This window comes from Clostridium yunnanense (genome assembly GCF_016595795.1).
Classification (GTDB): domain Bacteria; phylum Bacillota; class Clostridia; order Clostridiales; family Clostridiaceae; genus Clostridium_AR; species Clostridium_AR yunnanense.
The window spans coordinates 75,187-91,272 of the sequence record NZ_JAENHN010000037.1 but is presented as its reverse complement, the minus strand read 5'-3'; the positions used below and the strand labels follow the sequence as shown (position 1 = coordinate 91,272).

At 33.4% G+C, this 16,086-nt stretch carries 15 protein-coding genes; all 15 read left to right on the top strand.

Annotated elements, in window-relative coordinates:
• Window positions 1-8 precede the first annotated feature (8 nt).
• Complete coding sequence (locus JHL18_RS11785) at window positions 9-1,682, top strand: ABC transporter ATP-binding protein (RefSeq protein ID WP_200269376.1); 1,674 nt, start codon at window positions 9-11, stop codon at window positions 1,680-1,682.
• Window positions 1,683-1,710: 28 nt separating this feature from the next.
• The gene (locus JHL18_RS11780) at window positions 1,711-2,694 is read left to right on the top strand and encodes a hypothetical protein (protein WP_207753012.1); all 984 of its coding nucleotides are present in this window, start codon (window positions 1,711-1,713) and stop codon (window positions 2,692-2,694) included.
• 34 nt (window positions 2,695-2,728) lie between these two features.
• Window positions 2,729-3,664: a hypothetical protein gene (locus tag JHL18_RS11775; protein WP_200269372.1), complete on the top strand. Its 936-nt coding sequence runs from the start codon at window positions 2,729-2,731 to the stop codon at window positions 3,662-3,664.
• A 42-nt stretch (window positions 3,665-3,706) separates the two neighbouring features.
• Window positions 3,707-5,431: an LIC12162 family transferase gene (locus tag JHL18_RS11770; RefSeq protein ID WP_200269370.1), complete on the top strand. Its 1,725-nt coding sequence runs from the start codon at window positions 3,707-3,709 to the stop codon at window positions 5,429-5,431.
• A 102-nt stretch (window positions 5,432-5,533) separates the two neighbouring features.
• Window positions 5,534-7,084 carry a B12-binding domain-containing radical SAM protein gene (locus JHL18_RS11765; RefSeq protein WP_200269367.1) on the top strand — a complete coding sequence of 517 codons (1,551 nt, stop codon included), beginning with the start codon at window positions 5,534-5,536 and terminating at the stop codon, window positions 7,082-7,084.
• Window positions 7,085-7,108: 24 nt separating this feature from the next.
• Entirely contained in the window at window positions 7,109-8,680 is a 1,572-nt protein-coding gene (locus JHL18_RS11760; protein ID WP_200269365.1) for a B12-binding domain-containing radical SAM protein, read from the top strand.
• Window positions 8,681-8,797: 117 nt separating this feature from the next.
• A complete protein-coding gene (locus tag JHL18_RS11755) occupies window positions 8,798-9,871 on the top strand; it encodes a KamA family radical SAM protein (RefSeq protein WP_200269362.1) in 1,074 nt (357 codons plus the stop codon).
• Between the two features lie 82 nt (window positions 9,872-9,953).
• On the top strand, window positions 9,954-10,601 hold the full coding sequence (locus JHL18_RS11750) for an HAD hydrolase-like protein (RefSeq protein WP_200269360.1): 648 nt from the start codon (window positions 9,954-9,956) through the stop codon (window positions 10,599-10,601).
• Window positions 10,602-10,649: 48 nt separating this feature from the next.
• The gene (locus tag JHL18_RS11745) at window positions 10,650-10,967 is read left to right on the top strand and encodes an acyl carrier protein (protein ID WP_200269358.1); all 318 of its coding nucleotides are present in this window, start codon (window positions 10,650-10,652) and stop codon (window positions 10,965-10,967) included.
• A gap of 48 nt (window positions 10,968-11,015) precedes the next feature.
• Window positions 11,016-11,894 carry a class I SAM-dependent methyltransferase gene (locus JHL18_RS11740; RefSeq protein ID WP_200269356.1) on the top strand — a complete coding sequence of 293 codons (879 nt, stop codon included), beginning with the start codon at window positions 11,016-11,018 and terminating at the stop codon, window positions 11,892-11,894.
• A gap of 111 nt (window positions 11,895-12,005) precedes the next feature.
• Window positions 12,006-12,638 carry an NUDIX hydrolase gene (locus JHL18_RS11735; protein ID WP_200269353.1) on the top strand — a complete coding sequence of 211 codons (633 nt, stop codon included), beginning with the start codon at window positions 12,006-12,008 and terminating at the stop codon, window positions 12,636-12,638.
• Between the two features lie 24 nt (window positions 12,639-12,662).
• Entirely contained in the window at window positions 12,663-13,469 is an 807-nt protein-coding gene (gene surE, locus JHL18_RS11730) for a 5'/3'-nucleotidase SurE (protein WP_200269351.1), read from the top strand.
• A 44-nt stretch (window positions 13,470-13,513) separates the two neighbouring features.
• Window positions 13,514-13,645, top strand: a complete 132-nt coding sequence (locus JHL18_RS26235; protein WP_274600953.1) for a hypothetical protein — start codon at window positions 13,514-13,516, stop codon at window positions 13,643-13,645.
• Window positions 13,642-14,301, top strand: a complete 660-nt coding sequence (locus JHL18_RS11725; protein WP_200269348.1) for a 4'-phosphopantetheinyl transferase family protein — start codon at window positions 13,642-13,644, stop codon at window positions 14,299-14,301. Before JHL18_RS26235 ends, JHL18_RS11725 begins: the two co-directional genes overlap by 4 nt.
• Window positions 14,302-14,459: 158 nt before the next feature.
• On the top strand, window positions 14,460-16,067 hold the full coding sequence (locus JHL18_RS11720) for a BtrH N-terminal domain-containing protein (RefSeq protein ID WP_200269346.1): 1,608 nt from the start codon (window positions 14,460-14,462) through the stop codon (window positions 16,065-16,067).
• The last annotated feature ends 19 nt before the right edge of the window (window positions 16,068-16,086 follow it).

The window sequence follows — 16,086 nt, the reverse complement described above, 5'->3', positions numbered from 1 at the left end:
TTTGCCTAATGACTAGTTCTATCTTAATGTGTATCATACAATTTGTCGAAATTATAATGATGCAGAGATTTTTTGATGGAGTAACTGCATTTGCTCATGGTACAAGCAACTATGATAAAATCATGCGGTTAATTATACAGATTGGTTTGATATTTTTGATAATACCAATCATAGAGCTTTTTGAGTATTTATCTCAAGGTTATTTTTATCGCAGAGGAAATGGCTATATGACCTCTCAGTTTCATTTAAAGGTTGGGGAAAAATCACTGATAGAGTTTGATAAATCAGAGACTTACGATTTGATGGAAAAAGCAAAAATTGGTACACAAAATCTTCCCACTGCAAGTCGAACTACTATACAATGTTTGCTGTATTTTTTTCCGTTTTTTATATTGATATCTTTGTATCTATTTTCGGTTGCTCCATTACTGGTTGCCATTCTCATATTGCTCTATACCACTACCTTGCTTACGGAAAAGTATAAATCATCAATGTATTACAATTTTGAAAATACTACTATTTCTTTAAAACGCAGGGTTGATGGCTTTCTAAATAGTATCGTTTCTAAGGAGTTTTTTAAGGAAACACGTACCTCAGCTGCTTTGTCTTATTTATATAGTCTATACAAAAAGCACTTGAATGAATATGGTAGCGAAAAAATGAATGTTGAAAAGAAGATTTTAAAACGAGAAGGAATTATGCGTTTGATTAATGCAGCTGGTTATGTTGGAATTATTGCATTGATGCTGTTTTATCTTATCAATGGATCCATATCGGTTGGTATATTTGCAACAGTTTATTATTCTATCGATAAAATAAACCGATGTTTGAAAAACATGTTTCAGCAAATAGGTGAAACAATGAAAAATATTGCAACTACAAATTTCCTGTTTGATTACCTTAGTGACGATAAAGAACAAAAAAGTCTACTTTCAAGCCTTAAAAGCACGGATATTCATTTGGAAAATGTTTCTTTCGGCTATACAAACTCGGAAAAGAATGTTCTAGAAAATATAAACCTAACCATACATCAAGGGGAAACACTAGCTATTGTCGGTGAAAATGGTGCAGGTAAATCAACTTTAATCAAGTTGATTACCGGACTTTATCAGCCAAAGACTGGGGCAGTCTTATATGGAGAGCATCCAACGTCGGATTTTTCTACTGATGCTTCGCAAAAGCCAATTTCGGGAATATTTCAGGATTTCATTAAATACAAAATGACACTCAAAGAAAATATTAAGGTCAGTGATATGGCATCTGATCAACCTCTTGAAGAGGTCATTGAGGTGGCTAATGTTAATATGGATAAGTTCTCAGAAGGCCTGGAGACACTTTTGTCGCGTGAGTTTGGTGGAATAGACATTTCCGGCGGAGAATGGCAGCGGGTAGCTATTGCAAGGGGACTCTATCGCCCATGCGACCTGATTATTCTGGATGAACCAACCGCTGCAATTGATCCTTTGGAAGAAACAAGAATATTCCGTTTATTTGAAAAGGCTACCGTCGGAAAGACTACAATACTGGTTACCCACAGACTGGGTTCGGTAAAAATTGCTGATAAGATCGTGGTGCTTGACAATGGCAGAATTGCTGAATACGGAACACATGAGCAGTTGTTAAAGCAAAAAGGCATTTACTACACCATGTACAGCGAACAATCCAAGTGGTATGCCAGATGAGTAAAATAATGGAAAGGATTGAATGAATATGTGTAGCAATCTTGTTACAGTAGAGCCATATAACCAAGTACTTTACAATAACTGTTTGTATAACACACTGTTGTCAGCATGTCAATATTTTGGATTTAGTGATGAATTTATTTTGACTAATGATTTTTTTTCTTACAAGCTAAATAAAAAAGAAAATCGTTTTTTTGTTGATAGAGATGTAATAAAAATACAGGAAGATATTCCATTACTGCGTGATATGGGGATTGAATGTCACATACCTTCTGATCAGAGTAACCCTGTTAAGTATATAAGAGATAGTTTGTCTAACGGCAGGCTTGTCATGATTTGCATAGACCAATATGTTTTTGAAAAGTCTCCTTTTTATGCCAGTGTACATAGTATGTATCATATGTTGCTATATGCACACCATGACAATGTATTTAATGCATTGTCACTAATGGACGGACAGTGTATACAAACAACAATCTCAGAACAAGAAGTATATATTGGGATGCAAGACAAGAAAAGGTATTTTTCAAACCATATTCCTGATTTTGATTTAATGTCGCTTTACTGCGATGATCATAAAATAAGAAAAAATGATTATATGGTAAAATTTAAAAAAAATTTCAGAGAGTGTAGCACTGAGCTGATAAATCGAGCAGAAATATTAAGTGAGGCAGCTAAGTATTACTCTGCATTTGATTTTAATTCTTTGAAGGATGTTTCACTAGAAGATTACCCACATTCTTTAACCCACATGATTGTGGCAAAAAAAGTTCAAATTTATCAGAATCAGATGATGTTTGGTAACAACGATTTGATTATGGAAAATTTAACTCAGGCATTAAATAATATGCGGATTCTATTAGCCGCATTTACAAAAGTTCAGTTATTCTTTCGCATTAACCGTGATGTGAATCAAGCAGCAGATATTATCATTACTCGCCTGAACAACCTATGTAAAATAGAAAAGGAATATATTCATTTGTTAGACAAGGTATGTTCTGGCATTAATTAATAAATATAAGCAGTGTTCTTTATAAGGGGGTACAATGAACAGATATTCAGTTTCTAACTTTACTTGTAGGGATATTACCATTGCCTCTATACTAGGAGAAATAAAGGCTGAAAATTATTTTATATATCTATTCCTTACTTCGTTATTCATAAACTGGAGAGAAAATATACCTCTTGTTCAAGATGAAGTTCTGCGATTAATGGGATATTCGCTTAGCAGCTACAACAGCATAGAATTGTGTAAAAAATCATTTATGGACCGAAATATAGAGGGGCATACATTTCTCATGGAGCTTTCTGAGGAAGCCGTTGAAGCTTTACTTGGAAGCGATAATAAATATGATCAGAATAATTTTACCGTTACTATAGAAAATTACAATACTATATCTGGAAGGTTTGCGATTAAATATCCTAATCTGTTTCTAGAGGATATCAAATCAGATTCTTTTATATCTTCTGAAATAACTGAAAAAAGACTGGTTGAGTTAATTCGTATAACAGAAAAGTTACAGCAGCACGAGGTATGTTTTATGTTCTTAAAACCATCAATTGGGGTTCATCAGGAACTGTCATGGAAATATGTTTTATCTATAGTTAAAAATACAATAAGTCCTGAAAATAACATGTTTTTTGATATAATTAACCGATACCGGAATAATCTTGCTTTTTTTAGCATGAGAATTTTAACAATACGGCGTTGTTATTATGGTTCAATGTTTGTCTTTATGGACTACATTAGTGAATTATTAGTGAATTATGATGAATTAAGGGCTGAATGGAAACAGTGCTTACAGCAGATAATTCGAGAAAGAGATAATATGATAAATATCGTTTATATTGATGCATTGCGCAACAGAATTAATCTTGCAAAATATAGAGAAGTTCTGATGAAAGAGGATGAGGCTATCATCAAGCTTCTAGACTGTTTATATTCTAAGCTTCATATTAAAGATTTTAGTAAACATGCCTAAGTAAAAGGTCGTGTTGGCTGTATGACTACAGGAGAGTAATAAATGGCAATAAACAAAGATCGATATTATCTTTTAACTACTAACCTAAAACAAAATCAACTTAGCCATTTACCTGATATTTTACTGGGAGATTGGTGTTCAAAGGATATTGACTATGATTCGGACATTTCTATATGGCGAGATCGTGAGTATTATAGTAAATTTAGTGATCAGGTAAACTATTTGTATGAAATGTTCCTTGATGCATTAGCGAGGTACCTAAACAATTATCATGGTGAGCAATACGATACACAGTATTGGAGGATCATTACCGGTCCATGGCTATATAGGTTTATATGCGCATTCGTAGATAGATACCTTCATATCAAGAATGTATCAGAGCGCTATCAAGGTATGGTTACACATAAATTAAATTACAGTGATTATCGAACACCATTTGATACAAGGACTTTTCGAATTTTAATACAAAGTCATCTTTATAACTTACAATTAATATCAGATATTATTCCATTTTTCAATATCAGAACGGAGATAATGGCTTTCCAAGGCAGAACCACTGATTTATACTACCGTACTTTAATAAGGAATCAAAAAACAAATGAAACAAAGGGGTTATACTTTTATACCGGTGCAAAAGGTGAGGAAATCTATATTCGTGGCAGTTTAATTTCACAAATCGATATGGTCGCTAGCCAATACAGGTTTATTGATTATGATACAACGTATCCCAGCAAGTTATTCTCTCCTTCGTCCCAGTATGATAAGTATGTTGAGCAAAAAGGAATGGTTGCACAGTTGGAAGGAATAGAGTCTGACGATCCAATGATGCATATTTTATCATTGCTGCTGCCGAAATATATCCCTCTATTGTATACACAATATTACCAAGAATTTTTAGCTCAGATACAGTGTTATAAGGCTGATTGTATAGTAAATGATTTTTGGCATGAGGATGAAACAATCAAGTTTATAGCAGCACAGATTAAAGCAAGAAAAGGAAAGATCATAGCTGTCAATCCGGGCGGTATGATGGGGGGACTTGCATCAGAGTTTGTTCAAGTGCATGAACGAACTATTGCTGATGAATATTTGAATCAGGGCCCATACAAAGGCTGCGAAGTCAATAATATACTACCAATTAAGAAGCGGCAAAATATACGAAAATCTGGAGAACGTATTCTTTACATATCAGCCGGATTCCATCAGCCATATGTGGCAGATTGGCATTCGATCCCATGTGGAAATACACAAATTCACAAGTATTATTCAGACCAAATGCAGTGTATTCTTAATTTATCACCTGAGATAAGAAGCTTATTGCAATACCGTCCACATCCGAGAAGAGAGAATTCCGTTTATACCTCACTTATTACGAGTTCAGGTATAAAAAAGTGTCAGTGCAAGAGCCTTTGGGAATCAATTTCCAAATCAAAGCTAATAATAATTGACCATGTTACAAGCTCTTTTATTGATGTATTAATTTCCGAACGTCCTTTTGTTCTATTTTGGAATGAGCAATATTGGAATCTAACAAAAGAAGCAGAAGAATTTTTGAGACAGCTTGAGAAGGTAGGGGTATTTTATAACACTCCTTCGGAAGCAGCAAATTGCATTAATTCCATAATAAACAATCTTGATAAGTGGTGGAATGATGTCAAGAAAAGAGAGCTACTATCGGCAATACGAAAAATAGTTGTTCGTGAAAGTAGAGCACCACAAAGACTGATAATTAGAAATATAAATATTCTAGTGAATAAACTTAAATGATGCTTTTGAACGTAACTTACATGAAGGAGTGAGATTATTATAAATACAAATTGCAAAGTTATAATTTGCTCTATAGACCCACCAAGGTTTCCTCAGGAAGAATTGGGGATTCAATCTATTTCAGCCCAGCTAAATGCCAAAGGGATTAGTACAAGCGTATATTACTACCGAGCGTATGATGTAGAAGAACTGGAACCAGATGAAAATGTTAAAATTATTGGTTTTAGCACCTTTTCAACCAATTACGAGTTTATCAATGAAGTCATTCGTCACTTAAAGCAGCGAAGAAAAGATATTATTGCGGTTGTTGGTGGACATTTTGTATCGAATAATCTGGATATTTTCACGCTAATGCCAGAAATTGATTACGTTGTAAACGGTGAAGGTGAGGTTACTTCAGTCGATTTATATTCAAGGTTACTAGGATATACGCAAGTAGATCTTTCCTTAATAGAAGGCATTGCCTATCGGTCCGGAGAAAAAATTGTTTGGAATGTTAACAGAAAGAGTATATGTGATTTAGATAATCTAAAATGGCCGGACAGAACACTGTTGAAAGGCGGAGAATGCCAAGAAGCTATGATTGAATCGGCCAGAGGATGTACGGGTTCCTGTTCATTTTGTTCCGCAAGAAGAACCAAATGGCGTGCAAAGAGTGTAAAAAATGTTGCAGATGAGATGGAGCATATTATTAAAAAATATAACGTGGATACTTTTAGTTTTACGGACTCCAGCTTTGATAATCCATATTTGAACGTATCACGAATTAAGGAGTTCTGCCAAGAGGTAATTTCAAGAAAATTAAATTCCAAGTTTATGATATATCTCAAAACACAGGTATATAAAATTGATGATGATCAAATGTGGGATATGCTAATACGCTCAGGCCTGAGTACAGTGCTAGTAGGTACAGAAACATTTAATGAGCAGGATATAGCCATATATAGAAAAAGTGCTACGGTTCAGGAAAATATATTATGTATAAAGAAACTGCTTGATATGGATTTTCAGTTGATTCTTGGATTTATAAACTTTCATCCTTATTCAACATATATCTCGTTGAAAGAAAACAATGATACATTACATTCCCTTAATTTATCTCATAAACTATACCAATTGAATTTCCTTCAAATGTATCCCAAAACTGAAATTTATAATAAAGCTGTTAAAGATGGTCTGTATATAGATAAAGGAAATAATATAGATGAATATACCTTTGCAGATCCTATTGTGGACAAATTAGCTAAGTATTTGCAAAGAGATGTGATTCAGAATAAATATATTAAGCCGGTGATGGCAGCCATTAAGGATATTGGGCGTTTGGAGAAGTTTCTGTATATTATGAAAAGAGATGCAACTTTTAGAGGTGATGAAATTATGCTCAATATTATTAATAAGGCAATAGATGATAAAAAAAATATGTGTTTGAAGCTTGATCCGCTTATTTATACTTTCATAGACTCTTGTATTGAGCTTTTCTTTAATAAGGCAGATCAGTCTCAGATACAGAAGAATACTGAAAATTTTATTAATCAATGCTACGAAAGCAATGTGATTAAAAATATTGAGAAATTTCGCTTATCTTTAGTGAAGACATGTTTGAATCATGATAAGCACACTACATCTAAATTTCTGAAGATTCGGCAGTTATAGAAATAAAAGCAGAGGTGAAATTACATGGTAAATGTATCACTTGTACATTTTGATACTCCAACAAATGCTGAAAGGCTTTATCTGTCGTATTGCATTTCCGCCTTTAATTGCATGGATGCGAATGTAAAAGTATGGCAAATAACTGAGGGAAATTGTTTTGAAACCACATCCGCCATTAAGGCGAGTATTCCGGAATTGATAATATGCTTTATCAATATAACCACTGGTCACCTGTTAGGCGAATTCGGAAGGTGTTTAAGCGATGATTACAGGGCTCATGTGACGGCGTGTTTTAAAATACCAACATTGTATTACAATGAGATGTTAGAAGAATATAGTTTTCTAGATTCTGTAATTATTGGAGAGTTTGACGAGACAGTCCGTGAATTAGGGAGGGTTATTGCTGAAAAAGGGCATCTTCACTCTTGTAGAGGTATAGCTTATCGCGATGGCTCATTATATAAGCTTACAGAAAAAAGAAGAACTTTGGACAATATCGATGAATTGCCATTTCCGGATCGAAGCAGGCTTTATCAAGAACATCTTCTGTTTCATGTATTGGGCTCACGAGGTTGTGAAGGTCATTGTACTTTTTGTGACGAAAATGTACTGTATTCGAATAAAGTGAGATACAGAAGCATTACAAACATAATGGATGAAATAGACAATTTGGTGTACAAACACAATTGCAAATTTGTTGCTTTTTCGGATCCGTCATTTTGCAACAGTGAAAATCGATTTCAACGGTTAGAGGAATTATATATACAGCTTAGTAAAAGAGATTACTGGATACAATTTTACATGAACCTTCGTGCAGAGGTAATTGATGATGCATTGGTTCCATATATTAAAAAACTTACTGAAGTTGGACTTGGAAAAATATTTGTTGGTATAGAAAGTTTTAACGATGCAGATTTGAAGCTTTATGGAAAATTGGCAGACATGAAAAAAAATATTAATACCATAAGTATATTAAACAAAATTCCGTCTCTCGAGCTGGAGTGTGGTAATATATGGTTTCAACCATATACATCTGTTGAAGGTTTGCTGAATAATGTGATAAATACACAAAAAATGGAAGTACCTATTCATCTACATCAAATGATTAACAAGGTTAGAATTTACTCCTGCACCACATTAACCAAGAAAATTATGAAGGATGGGCTTTTAGATGCAGACTGTAATCAATCATCAAAGAGGTTTTCTTTCAAATATAATTACAAGTTTAAATCTAATGAAGTAGCCACTATATACAATTGCCTTTTGGAGTGCATGAGGATATATCCTTTCGCTTATTCGGAGTGGGAACCATTCATTGTACAAAGGTATACTCATTTTTTTGGTACAGACGCTCTTGCAAATAGAATTAATGAAGCCTATGATAACTGGGTTACTGCGGCATCTAATTACTGTCTTTCTCTTTTGGAGGAGTTATTAACATTTGGACTAAGCTCCAAAATTGACCCTTATGAACTAGCCCTAAGGAGAACACAAGAATTCATTGATCAATCGGGAGAATTATATAATATCATGAAGCGAAGTATTACGCGGGCAACAATTCAACTCAGCAAATACAATGAAATGATATATAAGTAATAAAGGTGTATTTCCTTCGTAGTTGAAGGATTGTTATCGTGAATATGCTTAAGTATTATTATTAAATAAAAATACTAAGCTATAAAACTAATGTATGTTGTTGTTTGGAGGGGAAATATGATTGAAAATTATGAAGATTTAAGACAGTTAACACATGTACTGGGACAGGAGAAAGTTGAACAATTAGATGCTGTTACCCAAAAGTATCCTATCAAGATTAGCAAACACTATTTATCTCTCATTAACTTAAATGATCCGCAGGATCCATTGTTCAAACTTTGTATTCCATCCCTTGATGAACTGGCTGACGATGGCTTAGTTGACACTAGTAATGAGACTATTAATACTGTTTTAAGGGGAGTACAGCATAAATACCCACAGACTGTATTGCTGCTAGCTACGAATCAATGTGCGGTATACTGCCGGCATTGCTTTCGAAAGAGAATGGTTGGAGTTACTACGCGAGAAACTGAGCCTAATATGGAAGAAACTGTGGATTATATAAGGAAGAATAAACAGATCACTAATGTGTTGATTTCTGGCGGGGATGCGCTCCTTATGTCAACGAAGAAGATTGAAGAGTATCTAGATAATTTGTGTAGTATAGATCATCTAAATTACATTAGATTTGGGACACGGCTGCTGGTTGCAATGCCTGAAAGGATTATTAATGATAAAAGACTTATTTCTGCTTTTAGGAAATATAGTGCTAAAAAGCAGATTTATATTGTCAGCCAGGCAAATCATCCCAGAGAAATTACCGATTCAACAAAGAAGGCCGCTAAGATTCTCAGTGAAAGTGGAGTTCTGTTAAGAAACCAATCCGTATTGCTAAATGGAGTAAATGATAATGAAGAAACTCTCTGTGAACTAATGGAAACCCTGTCGACTATAGGAATCGAGCCATATTATTTATTTCAATGCCGACCAGTTAAAGGGGCAAAGAATATTTTTCAGGTACCAATCCTGAAGGGGGCTCAATTAGTTGATAATGCACGGAAAAAGTTAGATGGTATATCTAAATCCTTTAGGTATATTCTATCACATGCAACCGGTAAAATCGAAATAGTTGGTACATTAGAAGAGGATAAGGTAGTGTTTAAATATCATCACGGAAGTGGTATTGATAACAGTAAACTAATGTTTATCAGGAAGCTTTCCCATGATCAAAGCTGGTTGCAGGACTTATAATATTAATGGATATAAAATTGATGAGTCATTGTAAGAATAAGTGCAACCATATATGTAAATATTCGAGAAAAAGGAGCAATCCATGAAAAATGGCTATATTATGTTTGATTTGGATGGTACTTTGACAGACTCTAAAGCTGGAATTCTTAATGGAATAAAGTTTGCTATATCGCAATATGAAATATATACCATAGAGACAGAGAAACTTATCTCTTGCATAGGGTCTCCACTCCGCAGTATTTTTAACAACTTCTTTCATTTAGACGATAAGGCGACAGAAAAAGCGATTGACAGGTTCCATCAATATTATTCTGAAATCGGACTTTACGAAAATACTATTTATGATGGCGTAAATAATCTGCTTGAGCGAATATGTGTGAATAATAGACTAATTGTAGCAACAGGAAAGTCGGTTTATTACGCTGAGGCTATATTAAAACATTTTGGCTTATATCAATATTTTGATTGTATTTCAGGAAGCCAATCCCAAAAAGGTATAACTAGTAAAAGTCAAATAATTAATGATGCAATCACTAGAGTTCACGGCATAAATACCAGCAATTCCATTATGGTTGGCGACAGAAAGCATGACATATACGCCGCAAGGGAGATTGGTATTAAAAGTATAGGGGTATTGTATGGTTACGGCTCCTATAAGGAACTGTCTAATGTAGGTGCAGATTACCTGGTTGCAAAGGTTGATGATTTGTTTACAATTCTTACCGAATAAGGTGAAAACGCTTCTTACATTCTTTAGCAATGAGTTTTCAAATAAAGTATGAAAGGTATGTATGATTTATTTTTATATCATACAATAGTAAAAATGGAGAATAAAAAAAAAGAAATTAAAAAAACTGATATTTCTAATATAAAAGATCAAGTTATTAAAATTATCCTCTCAACCATTGGTGAAAGAACGAATAAAGATATCTCAGTATCCGATAGTATTTCTGATCTTAAGGTTGATTCCATTGTATTTATTAAAATTGTGGTTGCTATAGAGGATGCCTTTGGTTTTGAGTTTGAAGATAACAAGCTCTCGATTTCCGTTTTTCCAACAATACAGTCTATTATTGACTATGTAGAATCCAGATAAATGTGACTATATTTTAATATTGCGTATGGTTAAATTGAGGAGGATGACATGAATACAACATGGTCCGATTTTATACAAACAACTGAATCACTTTATGTTTCTCGCAGTCTCCGCTTTAGGTTAGATAATAAAGAGGTTTGGTTACCGTTAATGAAGGTCTCTGAAAATATGAATGTTTTGGAAGTAGGTTGTGCTGGCGGATTTTTACTTCATCAATTAAAACAGATTCTACCTAGTATAAGTGCGAATGGCATTGATAGGGATGATAACCATATTAATTATGCCAGACTCAAAACATCTGAATTGGGATTAGACTGCAAGTTTGCTGTTGGTGATGCAGTATCTCTTCCATTTGATGATAATACATTTGACTTAACATTTTCACACACAGTTATTGAACATGTTCCGCCGCAGTTGTTTCTACGCGAACAATACCGTGTGTTGAAACCAGGAGGTATTATTACAGTTATGTCAACAAGACACAAATTAAGCTTATTGCCAAAAAACTGGCATAGAACAACTCAATTTGACGAGGCATGGAAAGAAAGTCAGTGTTTTGAATCTTCCCATAGTTTTGAAAAATATGAAATGGCAGAGGATGCTTACTATTATGAGCTTGAGAAATGTGGATTTAAAAATGTTGATATTCAATTTTGCACCATTGTAGATTATGCACCTGATAATCATTCAGTCACTTCAGAAATGGCGGAAAAACAGATTAAAGCAAACAGATTATATGCGCTAGAAAGTATTGAAAGAGCGCTTCGAAACAATCCCGACTGTTTATCCGCCAGAGAAAGAAAGCGGTTAGAAAAACTTATTGATATCAGCTTTGATGAACGAATAAACAAATATCGACGTGGGGAAAAAGTGTGCGATATTGCCGCAAGCACCGTAATGTTTGTGACTGGACGTAAAGGGTTATAAATATTCTTACATACCGTACTCTTAATATACGGTTAATAATCAAGCTATTGCTAGAATCATCTGTATCCTAAACTCTACTTAGCAGCACAATGGAAAGGAAAGGTCATTATTATGGACGAAATAATAGATATATTTAATGAGAATTTTCATCATATTGGAACAGCCGCAAAATCTGTAGTTCATAAGGAAGGCTTATGGCATCAGACGTTCCATTGCTGGATAATAAGAAAAAATGGAGATCGCCGTTATATTCTATTCCAGAAACGGGCAAATGAAAAGGAAGATTCACCGAATCTATTGGACATTTCTGCTGCGGGTCATCTCTTGGCGGGAGAAACAAAAGAGCTTGGAGTGAGGGAGATAGAAGAAGAACTCGGCATAAACCCTTTGCTTAATCATATGCATTATCTGGGAGTCCGAATTACAGCATATCGCTTTAATAATATATGCAATTATGAATTTAACCATGTATATTTACTTGAAGATAATACAATACTTGAGAATTTTGAGTTAAGACAGAACGAAGTGTCTGGTTTAGTTGAAATTGATATTGAGGAGGGGTTAAAGCTATTTTCCGGCCAGGTTAATAAAATATATGGTAGTTTTTTTAAAACAAAATGTGGACAGCCGCAATCAATCCGGCTACAGATGGAGGATTTTATTCCTCGTGTAGACCAATATTATCTTCGAATATGCTCAATAGCAGATCTTTATTTTGATGGACACTCGTGTCTATGCATATAAATATAAGTATATGAGGTATGAATAATGAAACCACTAATTCTTCTGACAAATGATGATGGAATAAATTCTCACGGCCTACATGCAGCAGCAGAAGCTCTATATAATATTGGGGATTTGTTAATTGTGGCACCTGCCTATCAGCAAACGGCAATGAGTAGATCTTATCTAAGAACAGATGGTTCAGGGGTAATAAAAGCAGTACAATTTAATATAAATGGGATTACTTATGATGCTTACCAGGTACATGGTTCACCAGCACAAGCAGTTGCTCATGGTATTTTAGAGTTGACATCAAGAAAGCCTGACCTCTGTGTGTCAGGTATAAATTTTGGTGAAAATATTGGGTATTCATTGTCTTGCAGCGGTACTGTAGGTGCAGCATTAGAAGCTTGCTCATTCGATATTCCGGCTTTGGCTATTTCATTGGAAATGAATCTGGATTTACACCATGACTCTAATTATGGAGAACAAGACTGGAGTATAGCTAGATACTTTACCGAATTAATAGTCAAAAAAATCTTAAAGGATAAATGGATTAAAGAAATAGCCGTTCTTAATGTAAATATCCCGAAAACAGCAAATGAACATACAGATATAGTATTGACCACGCAAAGCACTCAGAATTATTATATATTTCAAAAGCCCAAAAAGAGAGATTTATCAAAGGAGTTTTGGCTAAAACCGGAAATTAAATGGAGTGAAATTGAATTGGATAAGCATAGTGATATATATCAATTAAAATATGAGAAAAAAGTATGTATCACACCAATTTCAAAAAATATGACTGTAGATAAAAAAACATATACAAATGCCTTGAGGATTCTTGAATAGACTATCTCACTATAAAAGTCAAACTAATATGAGGAGGTATAAAGATGCAAAAATATATATTTGCATTAGAATCGGTAATTGAAGGAGATTGCTATAAATTTGGTAATAGTTTACCCCAGCTGTTCTTGGTGCGATTAAGTGCCGGTATGACTGCTACTGATGAACAAAAGCAATGAACAAGCTATATTTTTTACCTATAGCAAAGCAAGTAGAACAGCCTCAGTTTAATAAACTTCTTTTTTTTATATCACACCAAAAGCAAGTACAAATTAAACGATATCATTTAGATATTGACAAAAAACTCAGTTTATATTCTGATCTACTTGTTAGAATCACTGCATGTCAAGCACTTGATATGAAGAACTCAGATATAGTTTTTGAAAAAGGTGACCACGGCAAGCCTTACATTAATCAATATGTGAATTTTAACTACAACATTTCCCATACTAGAGATGCAATAGTTTTGGCTATATCAGATTCCGCTATTGGAGTGGATATTGAAAAGATACGAAAAGCTGACCCTTACATAGCTAAAAGATTTTTTACTTCTGACGAGCAGGAATATATTATCCAAGATAACTTTCAGTCAGACAGACGCTTTTGCGAGGTTTGGACTAAAAAGGAAGCTTACGTAAAGTATAGTGGCAAAGGTTTGTCTATGCCTCTTAATTACTTCAATGTATTAAGCTGTGAAATTTATGATAAAATGTTAACCTTTGAAAAAGACGGATATATCATATCAGTTTACAATAATAAGCGAAATCAAAAGTTTGAATTAATTGAATTGGTCGAAAGGGAAGTTGAAATTGCTGCATTTTCCTTACTTTTATGAAAAATAAAAAAAGATATGACAGAATGACAAGTTAATTAATTATACGTGTTATAAATGGTGCTTTATGTTAACTTTGTAAAGAACGAAAAGCCATATTAAGTACTTGTACATTCGAAATAAAAGTAATAGTGTTATTAATTTAGTATAGGAGGATAAAAGTGGTAGATGATGAGTGGATTGTAAACAATGTATCCTTAGATAAAATTAAATATAAGATTGTCAATAGTATCACTCCGAACGAAGATAATTTTAGCTGGAAGGAACTTAATTGTTTTTATAAACCTTTGGCAATTGCTTTTAAGTCTTTTAATAAAAGGTACTTTGATATATATCTGTTAATAAGTAGTTTTGTACAAGTTTATATAGCAAAAGACGAAAATAAAACACCATACTCATTTATTGATATCTATAACGAATTTATCAAGGATATTTTTGACATTGAAATAGTAAAGCAGAAATTTGATAACAAAGAAGCTATGCATAATTGTATCAAAAAGGCAATCGACAATGATATGCCGGTATTAATCCCAGGAGACCTATATAATTTGTTTTACTTTCCTAACTATAAGAAGGAGCACTTTTCACACTTATTTATAATTAAGGGGTACGATAGTGATACTAACATTTATTATATATTGGATAGTGCACATATTGATTCCGGAGCAAGTACTATTCTGGGAGACTTTGCAATTAAAAAGGTTGATATGTATGATTTGAGTAAACTATATTGTGCATATTTTGAAAATGAAGAAAGCATACAGTACCTTTATACTTTTCGGAAATGTAGTAAGAAGAACGTTTCAGTTTATGACACATTAAAACTGCTGGAGCGTATATTGCGTATGCTGCAAGATGGAAAATTAAATAGTATTTATTGGGAAGAAGAGCTTGTTAAACAGCTAGGAAGCGGTTCGGGTGATTCTCAAATGATGTATGGGTTTACGAATTTTAAATCAGTGTACCAATTCTACATTAATGAATTATTAAAAGAGGTTAAAGTAGACCAGATAAGTGTAGAAAAGTTTACCGAACTAAGCGGTGAGGTAAATAAGGAATGGATAGAGATAAGAAATAAGACTGCTTATTATGCTGCAAGGAAAGCTAATGATTTTAAAGATATATATCAGAGAATAGAAAAAAATATAAGTTTAGAAAATGAATGCAGAACCTTATTAATTAGCATACTTGCTGATATAAAGAGTGTAAAACAAGAAGAATCATCTATAAGTAAAGGCTTTGTTATTCTAAATAATAACGATGCAGTGATTGAGAACACTGAAAAAGGTATAAGAATAAAACATTATATATTTAAAACCTATGATACATGGTTAGCTCAGGATAACGCGGCTCAGATTTTAATTAAGGATATAGGGAAGAGGTTTTCAATAGAGACGAGAATAAGCACTAATACAAATTTAGGAGAATGGTTTCATGCGGGAATTATTGTCAAACTTAAAGATGGAACTAAGTATCTTTTTGGGAATCATAAAAAAGAGGAAGTTTCTATATTTTGCCCTAGTTTAGGTGATAAATTTCAAGTATATAGCAAAGCCTCTTATAATCAAGAAACTAAGAGTTATTTTAAAGTTTGCAAGAAGGATAATGAAATTTTCTTCTATATACATGATTATGAAGAAAATGAAACAAAACTGATATATAGTATGTATTTGAATGAGGAAATTGATTCCGTTGGATTATTCTCTAAAACATGGATGAAAATTAATCACGAAATACTATTCTACGATATTAAAGTAATTTATGAATAGAGGGTATAATTGATTAACC

What these genes read in the sequence shown, in the direction of transcription:
- JHL18_RS11770 (WP_200269370.1), top strand. Translation starts at nt 3,707, where the DNA reads ATGGCAATAAACAAAGATCGATATTATCTTTTAACTACTAACCTAAAA.
- JHL18_RS11725 (WP_200269348.1), top strand. Translation starts at nt 13,642, where the DNA reads ATGAACAAGCTATATTTTTTACCTATAGCAAAGCAAGTAGAACAGCCT.
- JHL18_RS11775 (WP_200269372.1), top strand. Translation starts at nt 2,729, where the DNA reads ATGAACAGATATTCAGTTTCTAACTTTACTTGTAGGGATATTACCATT.
- JHL18_RS11785 (WP_200269376.1), top strand. Translation starts at nt 9, where the DNA reads ATGACTAGTTCTATCTTAATGTGTATCATACAATTTGTCGAAATTATA.
- surE (WP_200269351.1), top strand. Translation starts at nt 12,663, where the DNA reads ATGAAACCACTAATTCTTCTGACAAATGATGATGGAATAAATTCTCAC.
- JHL18_RS26235 (WP_274600953.1), top strand. Translation starts at nt 13,514, where the DNA reads ATGCAAAAATATATATTTGCATTAGAATCGGTAATTGAAGGAGATTGC.
- JHL18_RS11750 (WP_200269360.1), top strand. Translation starts at nt 9,954, where the DNA reads ATGAAAAATGGCTATATTATGTTTGATTTGGATGGTACTTTGACAGAC.
- JHL18_RS11780 (WP_207753012.1), top strand. Translation starts at nt 1,711, where the DNA reads ATGTGTAGCAATCTTGTTACAGTAGAGCCATATAACCAAGTACTTTAC.
- JHL18_RS11740 (WP_200269356.1), top strand. Translation starts at nt 11,016, where the DNA reads ATGAATACAACATGGTCCGATTTTATACAAACAACTGAATCACTTTAT.
- JHL18_RS11755 (WP_200269362.1), top strand. Translation starts at nt 8,798, where the DNA reads ATGATTGAAAATTATGAAGATTTAAGACAGTTAACACATGTACTGGGA.
- JHL18_RS11760 (WP_200269365.1), top strand. Translation starts at nt 7,109, where the DNA reads ATGGTAAATGTATCACTTGTACATTTTGATACTCCAACAAATGCTGAA.
- JHL18_RS11745 (WP_200269358.1), top strand. Translation starts at nt 10,650, where the DNA reads ATGAAAGGTATGTATGATTTATTTTTATATCATACAATAGTAAAAATG.
- JHL18_RS11735 (WP_200269353.1), top strand. Translation starts at nt 12,006, where the DNA reads ATGGACGAAATAATAGATATATTTAATGAGAATTTTCATCATATTGGA.